7 protein-coding genes are annotated in these 14,501 nt (G+C 42.0%); 1 reads left to right on the forward strand and 6 read right to left on the reverse strand.

The window, feature by feature from the left end; all coding sequences use genetic code 11:
- Nucleotides 1–31: 31 nt before the first annotated feature.
- Nucleotides 32–1,807 carry an arylsulfatase gene (locus tag C7972_RS16530; protein WP_110357283.1) on the forward strand — a complete coding sequence of 592 codons (1,776 nt, stop codon included), beginning with the start codon at nucleotides 32–34 and terminating at the stop codon, nucleotides 1,805–1,807.
- A 384-nt stretch (nucleotides 1,808–2,191) separates the two neighbouring features.
- Here C7972_RS16530 and C7972_RS16535 read toward each other — a convergent pair whose 3' ends face one another.
- From C7972_RS16535 to C7972_RS16560, 6 genes are all read right to left on the reverse strand, one after another.
- Nucleotides 2,192–3,682 carry a sulfatase gene (locus C7972_RS16535; protein WP_110357284.1) on the reverse strand — a complete coding sequence of 497 codons (1,491 nt, stop codon included), beginning with the start codon at nucleotides 3,680–3,682 and terminating at the stop codon, nucleotides 2,192–2,194.
- A gap of 223 nt (nucleotides 3,683–3,905) precedes the next feature.
- Entirely contained in the window at nucleotides 3,906–5,591 is a 1,686-nt protein-coding gene (locus C7972_RS16540) for a hypothetical protein (protein ID WP_220020923.1), read from the reverse strand.
- 40 nt (nucleotides 5,592–5,631) lie between these two features.
- Nucleotides 5,632–7,233, reverse strand: coding sequence for an arylsulfatase (locus C7972_RS16545; protein ID WP_110357285.1), 1,602 nt, complete (start codon nucleotides 7,231–7,233; stop codon nucleotides 5,632–5,634).
- Between the two features lie 130 nt (nucleotides 7,234–7,363).
- Entirely contained in the window at nucleotides 7,364–8,893 is a 1,530-nt protein-coding gene (locus tag C7972_RS16550; RefSeq protein WP_110357286.1) for an arylsulfatase, read from the reverse strand.
- 165 nt (nucleotides 8,894–9,058) lie between these two features.
- Nucleotides 9,059–10,768: a RagB/SusD family nutrient uptake outer membrane protein gene (locus C7972_RS16555; protein ID WP_110357287.1), complete on the reverse strand. Its 1,710-nt coding sequence runs from the start codon at nucleotides 10,766–10,768 to the stop codon at nucleotides 9,059–9,061.
- A 10-nt stretch (nucleotides 10,769–10,778) separates the two neighbouring features.
- Nucleotides 10,779–13,967, reverse strand: coding sequence for a TonB-dependent receptor (locus tag C7972_RS16560; RefSeq protein WP_181422919.1), 3,189 nt, complete (start codon nucleotides 13,965–13,967; stop codon nucleotides 10,779–10,781).
- Nucleotides 13,968–14,501: the final 534 nt, after the last annotated feature.

A 14,501-nucleotide genomic window follows, 5' to 3' on the forward strand; every position in this document is an offset into this window, starting at 1 on the left:
AGATTTAACCCTTCCCGTAAACCTATTGATTATGACTTATATGATTGTAATAAAGAAAATCCTATTTGTTCTTCTATGTATTGTTGTTTTTATAGGATGTTCAGAGGAATCAAAAAAGACAAAAAGGCCTAATGTTATCATTGTGGTAACGGACGACCAAGGTTTTGGCGATTTGGGATATTATGGCAATCCACATGTCCAAACCCCTACACTGGATAGTTTTGCAAAAGAAAGTGTTCGCTTTGACCAGTTTATAGTATCCCCGGTTTGTGCGCCTACACGTGCCTCTTTAATGACAGGCAGATACTCGCTAAGGACAGGGGTTCGGGACACCTATAGAGGAGGAGCCATAATGGCCACAGAGGAAACAACCTTGGCAGAAATGCTTAAGGAAGCAGGTTATACCACTGGTATGGTAGGCAAATGGCATTTGGGCGACAACTATCCTTCCAGACCGCAAGATCAAGGCTTTGATTACACCCTACGACATTTATCGGGAGGAATTGGTCAGCCAGGCGATTGGCCCAATACCCCCAAAGGAAACCGTAGCTATTTTGATCCCATTCTATGGAAAAATGGAGAAATGTTCCAAAGTAAAGGTTATTGTTCCGATGTTTTTACGGACGCGGCCATAGACTTTGTAGAGGTCAATAAGGAACAACCATTTTTCCTATACCTATCCTATAACGCCCCACATGCCCCTTTACAAGTACCCCAGGAGTACTATGACAGATATAAGGACCTTGATCCCTCATCAGGTTTTGAAAATGACGCAAGACCTTTTCCGGAAATGGATGAACGCATGAAAGAAAACGCCAGAAAGGTATATGCCATGGTTTCCAATATTGACGATAACCTAAAAAAACTATTTCAGCAATTGAAAGAATTAAAATTGGAAGACAATACCTTGGTCATATTTATGACGGACAATGGTCATCAACACGATCGTTATGCTGCGGGAATGAGAGGGCGAAAATCATTTGTATATGAAGGCGGGGTAAGGGTCCCCTGTTTCTGGAGACTTCCTTCCAAGTTTAAAGGCAATAGGGATATTAAAACCCCTGCGGCCCATTATGATATTTTTCCTACCCTGGCAGATCTATGCAATACCCAACTCCCTACAGATAGCGTTATAGACGGAAAAAGTCTTGTGCCGTTATTGTCCAATGAAAATTCCAGTTTGGATAATCGTACCCTGGTACGAAGTTGGGTAAGGGGCGGACCGGAACGATATGATAACATCTCCATTAGAAAAGATCATTACAAACTAGTTGGAAATACTGGAGAAACAGAAGGAATAGAGCAGTTTGAACTTTTCAACATTCAGGATGACCCTTATGAACGGAACAACATAGTTGGCACCAACACTTTAAAAGCCCAAGAATTAAAAAATGAAATGGACACTTGGTTTGATGAGATGACCAATTCCCCCAACTTCATAAAAGCCCAGCCCGCAATTGTAGGCACAGTACATGAAAACCCTTCTGTGTTGAATTTAAACGATGCTGTGTTTGAGAAAAACGAAACAGTGGGCCAAGATATAGCCGGATGGGAAATAGAAGCCACAGAGGCCGGAAATTACGATATACAAATAAATCTGGGCCACAATCGATTTTCCCAGATCGCTTTAACGTTAACTGTTGGGGAGTTGGAAATAAAACGAAACTCCAACGAGTTGGTAGATGGTATTATAGACATAAAAAATATAGCGCTTCAAAAAGGTGCAACCAAACTTGTACCTATAATAACGGGCAAAAATGGTGGATATATTAAACCCTTTTATGTGGTAATGACCAAAATAAATTAGATAATGCTGATTAAATGGCGGACCCGAGAGTTCTTCACTTGAATTTAATAATCTAAAACCTCTCGACTGGGTCTACCGACTATGGCAGTCTCTTCGACTGAGTCCTATTTTGAAACCCCCGTTAACTATTGCGAGAGAATTCACAAATACAAGGCTGCAGCTACCTGTATGATTTAGCTCATAGCATCATTATTTTAATGGTATTCGTAAACCTACGGTTTCTCTCTATCGTTCGAAATAACTGGCTCGGCAAACTTGAACAATAAACTTTTAACTTTAAACTATTTATTGTTAATTATTGATTGTACACTTTAAGAAGCAGATTGCCGCGCCACACCCGCCTATCGGCTGGGCAGGTTCGCAATAATGCCTCCAAGGGCTCCTCTATTTGTTCAATTTTGGTCCTTGGGGTTTCGCATCTTTGCCATAATCGATATATCCTGCAGAATTTAATTTATAATTCCACTTATCAATATAATACTGCCTTGGCCTGAATTCGTCCCCTATTTTACTTAATTCATTTTGAAGAACCACTTCCATTTCCTCTTGTAGTTGTTTATATTCCGGGTTATGAACAAGGTTGTCCAATTGGAGCGTATCCTTTTTATTATCGAACAGGAACAATGGCCCTTCAAGGGTTTTAACATAGGCATATCTGCTCGTATAAACACCCCTGTACTCATCCGACTTTCCCGCAAAGGGGGAAACGTTCATAACAAGAGTTGCCTTATCCTTTTTAAGCTCGGGGTTCTCGATGGCATCGGCCATATTCTCACCATCAACAAATCCTGGCACTGGCAAGTCTGCTAGCGACAAAAGTGTTGGAAGAATGTCAGGAACGTTGATAGGGGCCTCTACTTCAATCTTCTTATTACCAAAACGGGCCGGATATTTTAGAAGAAAAGGTATCCTAACCGATTCTGCCCATGGCACTTGCTTTTGTTTGGGTCGAACACCATGCGAACCTAGCATTTCGCCATGGTCGGAGGTAAAGACAATGATGGTGTTTTCGGAAATTCCCGCCTCCTCAATCGCTTTTTCCAAATCGCCAATGCACTTGTCCAAGGCCAGGATATGGGCATAATATCCCACTGCTTCCTTTTTGGCTGTTTCCCTCATATCTTCTGCAACATTATCCCTGAGGATTATATCCCCTTCATTGAACTGCTCTTGAAATTCTTTGGGAGCACTTCCATGTGGAAAATGTGGAGCCCCCCAAGCGAGAACCATAAGAAAAGGGTTGTCCTTCCCTGCATTTTCCTGGATATATGAGATAGCATCCCGAGTCTCGGCGTATGGTCCATAACCTTCCCATTTTTTCTTTATACTATCGTTGCCTTCATAGTATATAAGGTTATTGTAGTCATGGGAACATTCCAAGGCCTTCCAATAATCAAAACCTTGTCTTCTTTCAGGGGGAGTATAGTCAAATCTTCCCATGCCATCTAGATGCCATTTACCTATATAGCCCGTATTATAACCTGAGTCTTTAAAAAGTTCCGCTAGCGTTACCGACTCCTCCGGTAGGTGAAGGTCATTAAAGATCATTCCAGTAGTAGTAGGATACTGTCCAGTTAAAAACGCTGCCCTAAAAGGGGTACAGACCGGTGTAACCGAAATGGCATTTTTAAAGTTTACGCCCTTGGCCGCCAATTGGTCCAGATTGGGCGTCTTGCCTATAAGGTTGGGGTCTCCGTTATAACCTGTGGCCTGGGCCCTCCATTGATCGGCGAGCACGAAGACTATATTTGGTTTCTTGCCCTTGGTGGAAACCGTTTCTTTAGGGTTCTTATTTTTGCAGGATGATAGGACACCAATGCAAATTATCAAACATATTACTATTCTACCTTTATTATTCATAAGCGATGTTTCCATAAATATCAATTTTCCAAATTCCTTATTTTAGGGATATATACAATTTTAACTTCCTTGGACTACCTCTGGGTTATTGCAATCCAATTATTTCAAGAAATCTAAGGCACATATTAAACCTTAGTGCACCATCCACCCATTTTATAGGTATTGTCTTTCCTGCCCCGATTTTATTTTGACAACAACCCCCAAAAGGTTCTCCACAATGATCCACACTGTTGATCTATCATTCTTCCCATCCTTGTTTTGTGACAATGGGTACATAGCCCACCTCCAACCCAGCTGGAGGGGTTACTATCAGGGCCGCGTCAATATTGGCCAGCTTTCCTATCCTGGGCGCTGGGAGATATTCTTGTTCCTTTGTCCAATTCCTATGCAATTTCTCAACTCGCCGCTGTAGCTCCTCCCGTTCGGCAACCGATAAATCGGCGTTCAGCAATGCAGGCTGATCAACAAATTTGTACCAATAATAGGTTACTGTACTGCCATCCCCAATTTTGGTTTTAAAAGGTCCGGCAACCGATCCTGGTTTTTTCCAACTGCTTTCCTCATCTACAGGGGTTATATAAGGTTTCATGGGTTTATCCGTAGAAACAAAACTAACCTTATGAAGTCCGGATTCGGAAGGAACATCTTCGGCTTGCACTGCCTCCCAATGTGGCGTATCTCCCTCCTTTTTCTTAAGCTGATAGTATTCCGGAAGCGTCATCAACTGCCCATCCTTAGTGCTGGTCTTCTTTACCAATTGATCGTTCCAACTATATCCAAAGGTAATTGAATCAAAGGCCACTGGGGTGGCCATAGAGTTCCAATCGATGGGCCATCTCTGATCTTTTGGCACCTCTTTGGAATACAATTTCCAACTAGAACCTGCCTTTCCCTTAAACGTATGTACTATGGCCCCTTGTGGATCAATGGCACCACTTACTGCTGGACCGTTGTTTTCCAACCATGATTTTACTCCGTCCCAAAGTGCGCTCTTTTTGTATGCTGTCATTTGATGAATAAGCACCGATTCGCCAATTGGCCCACTGGGAAAAGAGGTCGGTGCCGACCTGGCGTAGACCTCCCCATTGCTATCCGTGTACTGTACGCTAGGAATATGTTGGGTTTCCATTTGCACAGGTTTATTTGGCTTTGCGGGCCGAGTATCCAAAAACATTCCGGCCAATTCCGGTTCCTCTACAATAGGTTTAGCGAAAAAATAAGGTGTAAAAAAGGCCACAGGACCCTTAAAGTTCCCCGTATTTAAAAACAAGGTCCATGAGTTGTCCCCGGTGGGAACACTTTTTCCCGCAGTGGAAGGTTTTGCATTGATAAGTGGTAGCGTCAGATAACCGTAGCCGAATAATTCCCCGCAGGTACCTTGTTCCAGATTTAGTCCGTCCGGAGGCCACAATACCCACGGACTTAGTTGAGCTATTCCGTACTTGCCCTTTGGTTGCTCCCAGTCCCTTCCTTTTCCTGCACCTGGGCCATTGGCCCATTCACTGAAATTCAACGCGACCCCGCCCATAATAAACTTGGGGGTTTCGGTGGCAAAGCGCGTGTCTCGCCACCACCCCAATCCACCTTCTATGTCATTGTACAACTTCCTATCCGGTTTTGGTATGTCATAACTCGGATGCATCCATGTTCCAAAAAGCCCAGTTTGAAAACTATTTCCTGGATAGTCCTTCAACAAGGGCCATGCCGCTACATAGGTGGAGAAACCCGCATTATAGGTCTCCGGAACCTTGTTGATCCCTACCATAAGATAGCCGTTCATGGAAATTTTCTCGGCCTCCCCCGAAACCTGTACTACTTGGGCATAAAAATAGTTGGCGCCAAAAATTAACAAGACCAACCCATTTAAAATCTGTCTTTTGATATAGTTGCCATTAGTCCTGTTCTTTTTCATTATTCTATTCATTTATGCTTTAAGTAATTTAATGGATTGAAATACTGCTATGCTATTTTTTTGTTTGTCCACCAAGTCCCTTTAGCTTCTCAATACCTATAGGTTGTCTATTTTTAGGGGCACTTCGTCCACTAAGTTTTAAATGTTTTAGCAGTTCCTGAAGTTCCTTTCGTTTCTCTTCGTTGGCATAATATAGATTTGTAGTCTCTCCCGGATCCTCGGACAGGTTGTACAATTGCCCTGGTGCATCCCCTGCCGTTTCTGGTAGGGCATATTTTTTCATAAATCCCTTTTCATATTGGTTACCCCCTGATCCCCTGTGGTCCAGGTATTTCCAGTTTCCTTGACGGATTTGAAATTCCCCTCGGAAACTCTGGGTCAACAAATGGGGCCTGATCGGCTCACCATCCTTCTGCATCCCCAACATGGCAGGTAACATATCAAAACTGTCGGTGGCATCTTCCTCATTGAGTTGGTACCCAACAACGGAAGCGACCGTAGCAAAAACGTCGGTGATATTGGTCATTTGTTCACTTACCAATCCTTTGGGAATCTTGCCAGGCCAGCGTGCGATGAAGGGAACGCGGTGACCGCCTTCCCAGGCATCGCGCTTCATTCCTCTCCAACCACCGGAGGCATCATGTCCGTAATCCTCACGCATCCAATCTACATGTACGATCTCCGCACCATTGTCCGAGCTAAACATTATCAGGGTATTGTCATCTATTCCCAACTCTTCCACCAAATCCAACACACGACCAACTATAACATCCAGTTCATAGACAAAATCGCCACGGGGTCCGGCATTGGTAAGACCATTAAACTCCGGAGCCGGAAGTACCGGCGCATGGGCAATTTGGGTAGATAGGATGGTAAAAAATGGGACGTCCGGAGTCTTTTTTCGATGTTCCTTGATAAAATTTTGTGTCTTTTCATAGAACAGGAGATCTGCCTCCATGAAATTGTAGCCCGGTGCCATCCAACCCTCATCGTTGTCCCAGCGCCATTTACCCCCAAGGTTTGGTAGGTTGTCACTTTTATGTCTTTCACTGGCAGCTACGGGTACCATACCGTTCTCTATATATACGTACAAAGGATCCGTAGTAGGGCAATTGGGAGTAATGAACGACTCATCAAATCCCCTTGCATTGGGACCATCAATAAGGGGAGTACTTTTTTCATAATCGATAAGCAATGAATTTTCAAACCCACCACCAAGTCGCTTATTATCTTTATCGAACCAACTCAAGCCTACATGCCATTTCCCGAACACTCCGGTCCGGTATCCTTTTTTTTGAAGCATTTGTGCAATAGTAAGGGTCCCGGGTCTTAAGAAACTGGGACCGCCTGGACCTTCAAAAGCTGGCCCTCCGCCTCCTGTGGAACGATAGATCTGTTGCCCGGACAAAAGTCCGTAACGTGAGGGTGAACAGATGGTGGACGGACTATGGGCATCCGTAAACATTATCCCTTCCTTGGCCATTTTATCCAAACGCGGGGTCTTATAAGCCGATTCGGCATTGTAACAGGAAAGGTCCCCGTACCCAAGATCATCGGCATAAATAATGATAATGTTAGGTAGTTCTTGAGCCATTGTCCTAACAGTGCCAACCATACAACTTAAGGCTAATAATAGTATTTTAATCTTGGTCATATTTCTATGTTTAAAAAAATTTATTAATGTCTTATTACAAGAGTCATCTTATCGTCTAGTTTTTCATCAAAACTTCGGTACATTATTTGACGTCACTTTTATAAAAAACAGGCTTCCAAATACCTATTACCTATTTAGTTGGACGCTTAATGGAATACCCTTGCTGTTGATACCTTTTCAAAATGTCCTGCATGCCCTTGATAATATCCGGATATTGATTATAGAGGTTATTTTTCTGTTCTGGATCAATTTCCATATCAAATAGTAATCCGGCCGATTCGAAATCCTTATACCCTCTAAGTTCCTTAAAACTATCCGGCATTTTGGAATGCTCTCCAGAGGAACCATCCATATAAAGCCATTTTCCCTGTCTCAGTGCCCAAATTTTCTCGTTGGTATTATGTACGGTAGCTTCCCGTATGGGGGAACTATATGAGTTGCCTTTTAATAATGCCGTTAAATTATAACTGTCCGGTGCTGCATTAGTTGGTAAACTGGAGTTGGTAATGTATGCCAATGTTGCCATGATATCTACTTGGGATATTACTTCCTTGGAAATAGACCCTTCTTTAATGCGGTTTGGCCATTTAACAATAAAGGGAACATGGTGGCCCCCTTCCCAGACATCCCGTTTTAGACCTCGAAATTCGCCCATACTGAAATGTCCATATTTTTCGGCCCTGTCAAAGGCGTAATGTTCCGGTCCGTTATCAGCACTAAAAATAACTATGGTATTCTCTTCCAATCCTTTTTCTTTCAATGCTTTTAAGACCTGCCCGGCCACCCAATCCGTTTGATAAACAAAATCCCCATAAGGTCCCGCTGCAGACTTACCCTTAAATTCGTCATTTGGAATTATTGGGGCATGTGGAGCAGGAAGGGCGAAATATAAAAAGAAAGGTTCCTTGCCATCCTGTTTTCCTATCCATTCCACCGTCTTTTTGGTAAGCGTGGGCAAAACCTCATAAGGGTTCCAACCTTCCACCTTGGGGCCAGGTCTAAATTCCCATTCCCCCTCCTCTATATCAAAGCCCACATTGTGTACATCCATAACGCTTTCGGGTAATTGTATAAAGCGGTCATTTTCCATCCAGGCATATGGAGGAAAATTTATGGTCCCATCACCAAAATAATAATCAAATCCCCTGTCCAAAGGCCCTCCGCTAATAGGTTGGTTCCAGTCCACATCCGCGGGTCGATAAAATTTTCGCATTCTTCCCCATTGCATCACTTCACCAGAGGGTTCATTTTTAAATTTCCAATTCCATCCCAAATGCCATTTTCCAATACAGGCGGTTTTATACCCATTATTTTTAAGAATCTGTGGCAAGGTTACATCACTTTCATCAAAAAAAGGCTTCCCAAAAGCACCTACAATTCCGAATTGCCTTCTCCAATGATAGGTACCTGTAAGAAGTGCGAACCTACTGGGGGAACATATCCCGGAAGAGCTATGGGCATCTGTGAAGCGCATGCCTTCAGAGGCCAATTGATCTAAGTTTGGGGTTGGTATTTTTGAATCGGGATTTTGGACATGAAGGTCTCCATATCCCATATCATCGGCATAAATAATAATGATATTTGGCCGTTCTTGTGCCATGGATACCATAGGCCCAACTATAAAACTTAAGGTGAGTAACAACAATCCCATCTTTGTCATATTTTCAAGTTTAAAAGAATTAATATATGCCTTATTTCAGAAAATTACTTTTTCGGTCCTGTTTATTGAACAATAAATACGGATCGGCCATACAACTTATCCTTAAAAAAAAGCTGGCACAGTGATGTAGCCAGCTTTTTAAACACTAATCCAATATCACGCGTTTTACCAGTTAGGATTCTGGGTCAAACTCTCATTCAATGTTAGTTCATCAATAGGCAAAGGCAATAAGTAATCCCGATTGGGATCGAAACCATAAGCCCCTCCATTTAAGAAATTGACATAAGGATCCAGGAACCCGTCACCATCCACCGTTAAATTTGGATATTTTGCCTCAATTTCAGCCGTATAAGTGGTCCCTAAAGGTCTAGTGCCAACAAATAAATTGTGTGCCCTCCAACGCATTAGGTCATCCAATCTGTTTCCTTCTCCAAACATCTCAACCACACGTTCCCTTCTTACCTCTTGAATATAATCTGGCAATGTATATCCATAATCTGGCCATTCAGGATCCGGGGTAATGGCATTTAATACTAGATGTGGCATACCTACCCGATCCCTCAATTGATTGATGGTTAAATCAAGATCGGATTGGGTTATAGTTCCCAGTTCTGCTTTGGCCTCTGCATAAATTAGAAGTGCCTCGGCATATCTGAACAATATGTAGCCAATATCGCGGGTTCTTTCATTATTCTGGACTATTTCCTTGGATCTCCATTTTTCTATGGAATAGCCTGTAGGGTTACGGGTCATATCAGGTACAGAAAATAGCGTCTCATCCCCATTCAATGCTACAATGTCCAAATCCCCTGGTGCCATTACCGATTGTGCCAACCTCGGGTCACGGTTTACCTGGATCACGTCCAAGGTAGCATCACCTACAAAGTCATTGCTCACAGCAATGGGATCACCATCAGAAGCAAGGTAATACTTGGTCATCTCCCTGGTCATACCTGACAAATTAGGTTGGTTCCATAAGGAATTCTGGATATTATAGGTTAAATAATCATAATGCTTATATAGCATAACTTCTGGGTTACCACTATAATCTGTCTGAACGAATAGATCATAATAGGCTTTATCCACATCTCCGGTAGAGATTGAATAATTATCTGCATCCATTACGGTCTTAGCAGCATCAGCAGCTATTTGTAAAAATCCTGAACCATCTGTGCTTCCTGCAAAATCGGTCCCCTGATGATATTTCTCCCAGGTACCTTCATACAAGGCTACCCTTGCCTTAAATTGGGCGGCAATGTCCTTATTTATTCGGGATGGTCCCACTTCATCCGCATATTTCATTTTAGAAATTGCCAAATCAAGTTCATCAAGGATAAAATTGGCCACTTCGGTTCTAGGACTACGAGCACCATATAATATAGCTTCGTCTTCCAAATCCAACACCTCGGTTATTATAGGAAGGTCTCCAAAGTCCTTGAACAGTTCAAAATAAAACCATGCTCTAAAAAAGTGTCCCTCACCAACATAATGGTCTATCAAATTTCCTGTTTCCGCACGTGGTGCATTTTCAAGAAAATAGTTCACCCTACGGACATTCGCCCAACTCCATCCCCCACCTGAGGCAGGTACAGAAATTGTCCCATCCAATCTGCTAGCGTTCGATGCTCCAAACCAAGTACTGGATTGGGCAATAATGTCTGTTCCAACATCAAGTGAAGGTGATGCACCTGCACTGGGCCAACCTGGTAAATTGGAATAAAGTTGGTTTAGATAAAGTTGTAAATCTCCTTCGGTTTTCCAGAAATCCGCATCGGAAATCTGGTCTAGCGGTGTTTTTTCCAACAAATCGCTTTCACAGGAATTTAAAGATATTCCCGTAATCAATATTGTGATTATATATATTATCCTTTTCATTGTTTTATTTTTAGAAGTTAATGTTTAATCCTAATGAAACCATCTTACTTATAGGATATTGGTCACCGATACGTCCGTCCCTCCCATCAAAGGCTTCAGGGTCATAGATCATTAAATCTGTAAAGGTCAAAAGGTTTTCACCAGAGAGATAAATTCTGGCACTGGATATTTTGGCCTTGCTGGTTATGTCCTTTGGAATTGTATACCCCACCTGAACATTCTTTAGGCGCAGGTAGGCCCCGTTTTGCAAATACCTTGTAGTTGGATAAAGGTAGTTCTTATTGTTTTGTCCCGTGAATTGGTTATAGGAGTTTGGAAAATAGCCATCCGTATTTGGTCCCAACGGGTTTGTGGTGTCCTCTGCCCTAAAATAATCCAAATGCTCCGTATAAACATTGGCATGAAGGGGTCCATTGGCCGGTCCCCTGAAGGTTCCGAGTCCCCTAAGGTCCAAATCCCTCTTAGCTACACCCTGTAGAACAAAAGAAGCATCAAAGCCTTTCCAGGAAGCATCGGCACTTAAACCAAATTGAAAACGTGGCGTACTGTTCCCGATTACTTTTCTATCACCAGAGTCGTCTTTGGTATTGTCACCTATATCGATAACATTATCACCATTTAGATCCATGTACTTTACATCACCGGGAAACCAGGCTCCAGAGTATATAAATGATTGGTCGTTCTCCCAGTTGGCTACCTCATCGGCAGTTTGAAAAAGTCCTGCTGTTTCCATTCCCCATATCTCATTGAGTTGCATCCCTTCGTAATAATTATTCAATATTTTCGTAGGGTTGTTATACTTTGTGATTTCACTTTTATAATCGGACAAAACACCTCTTACACCATAGGAAAAATCATTGGAGGTATTTCTCCAGGAAAGTTCAAGTTCCCATCCAGTAGTGGTTACTTCACCACTGTTTATTTTTGGCACACTAGTTCCTAAAACATCCGGCACAGATTCCCCTGGCCCTACAAGATTGTCTATCTTGGATTGATACCAGTCAAAAGTAAGACCAAGTCTATTATTAAGGGTTCTTAAGTCCAACCCAAAATCGACCGTATTCACTTTCTCCCATGTTAAATTAACACTGGAAAGATTGGGTATCCCTACGGTCCACAATTGTTCTCCTCCAAATAACCATGAAGATTGACTGATCGGTAAGGATGGAACGTATAAATAATTGGCAACATTTTGGTTTCCAATGGATCCATAGGACCCCCTAAATTTCAAGAATTCAATTTGATCTTTCAAAGGATAGAAGTTCTCCTTGGAAAACACCCAACCACCTGAGAAAGAAGGGAAGGTACCCCACCTATTATCTGAATCGAACCTTGATGAGCCATCTCTTCTCACATTCATCTCAAACAAGTACTTTTCTGCATAATTATAATTGAACCGTCCAAAAACACCTTGGGTAGTCCAATGTCCCTTGCCATCGCTAATGGTCTTTTCTCCTACTGAGGTATTGATGGAAGGAATGGCATCTGTTAACAAATAAGCTGATCGCGCATATAAATTGGAATAACTATACTTTTCCTGTTGATACCCTGCCATTACATGAAAATTATGATTCCCAAAGCTTTTGGTATAGGCAGAATAGATATTTGGCGATAAATAAGTATTGGTCACCAAAGAGGAATAGTAGCGGGTACTTTCCTGGTTGGAGGACGTTATTATAGATCCGCCCGACCCATCCGGTACAGCACTGGGTACTGTTGGAAATGCAGACTCATCACTGTTGTCATTGGTACGGTAATAATATTCTATGTTGGTAACCCAGCCTTTTATGGGTTCAAGGGTTACCCTAGGAGAAATGATCAACTGCCTATTTTTCTCCATTGTCTTTTGCAGGACCTGCTCCCCTATTCTACCAGTCCAAACATCCGTTCCTGGATAAAATGCAGGCTTGGTCGGTTTAAGCCTTGTCATCAACAATGTAACGAATGACCTCCCTGATCCCGAGGTAGGGTGCGCTGGATATTCCTGTTCTTCGTATTTGTATTTGGTCAGAAGGGAGATATCCATCCAAGGAGTGGCTTTTGTACTAATCTTTGCATCAATATTATAACGTGTAAAATAATCCTTACCCACTTTTAATAAACCTTCTTCATCATAATATCCACCGGACAAATAGTAGGATGTATTCTCACTTCCTCCCGAAACACTAAGGTTGTGTTTTATTCGGGAACTCGTTTTTTTAATGAGCAGTGATTCCCAATCGGTAGCTGCGGAAGCATTTAATCCGTCTACACCTAGATCCCAAGCCAAACCATTGGCCGTCTCCACTACTTCAGGGGCACTGCCCGGACTGGCTAAATTTTGTGCAATATATTCCAATCTAGTAGCATCATAATATGGGCTTCCTCCAGCATTTTCGCTCGCTTGGTTCATGGTATGGGCAAAAGACAATGCATCTGCGTTTTGAGGCATGTTCATAGGGGAAGTAACCGCATAATTCGTGGAATAAGAAATATTGACGCCACCGTTTTTCTTTCCACTTTTGGTAGTTATCAAAATAACACCAAAAGCTGCCCTTGCTCCGTAGATGGCAGAAGCCGCTACATCTTTCAATATAGAAATGGATGCGATATCACTGGGGTCGATATCATTGATTCCCATGGGGATATTATCCACTAAGACCAAAGGAGCGTTCCCTCCTTCCAGGGATGTTAACCCCCTAATGCTCATATTCATTGTAGCTCCCGGCTCACCTGTAGCACTGGAAGTAGAAATTTGCAAGCCTGGGGAAGCACCCTGCAAAGCTTGTTGTGCATTGGCCACTGGGCGATTGTCAAACACTTCTTCCCCTACAATTGAAACGGATCCCGTTAAATTTTCCTTCTTCTGTACTCCGTAACCCACTACAACGGCCTCATCAAGTGCCTGTGCATCTTCCTGCAAAAACCCATCGACCTCTGTTCTATTGCCTACGGCTACTTCCAAAGATTGGTAACCCAGATACGAAAAAACCAATGTTTTTTCCCCAGCTGTCAGGGTAATTTCATACACTCCGTCAAAATCGGCAATTGCGCCATTGGTGGTTCCTTTTTGAATAACACTTGCACCAGGCAAGGGTCCATCACTACTGGTTACCGTTCCAGTTACCGTTTGGGCCATTATTCCCATCGTACTTAAAAGGAATAAAAGCACTGCATTGCAAAATCTAGTTTTGCTTTTGAATTTCTGTTTTACTTTCATTTTAATAATTGTTAGAGTTAATGTTGGTAATTCACTCATTGAACTTTACTATCCATAATTAACGTTATAGTTGTTATTAATATAATTTTAAAAAGAAAAGAACAAATAGAGCTATAGCTATGAGGCCAAAAATATATAAACCACATTCGAAGTGTATCCTGTACTGTGCTGGTTTAGTTAAATTAAAGTTAATTTATTTTAAAAACTACCGATAACAATGAGATTAAGAAGATTAATACATGAAAGAAAAAACTCTAAACCCGTATAGTTTTCACCTCTTTTAGATTAATTTTAATGATATATTATAAAGAAATAAAAAATACAGGCAATGAGTTATATATTCCCTAATTACATCAACTATTGAATAACAGTTATTAAAGAAGGATTTTTTTGATTTACAGAAACCACTATTTCCTAAGTTGTTTTTTATGCTTGGAATGGCAGCAAATGGATGCTACAGCAACCAGGTGCCGCGGAATGGACTTTGCAACTGGAACAATAATTTTAAGCACCCCAACGATACTTGATGGACTA

This window comes from Arenibacter sp. ARW7G5Y1 (assembly GCF_003201775.1).
Classification (GTDB): domain Bacteria; phylum Bacteroidota; class Bacteroidia; order Flavobacteriales; family Flavobacteriaceae; genus Arenibacter.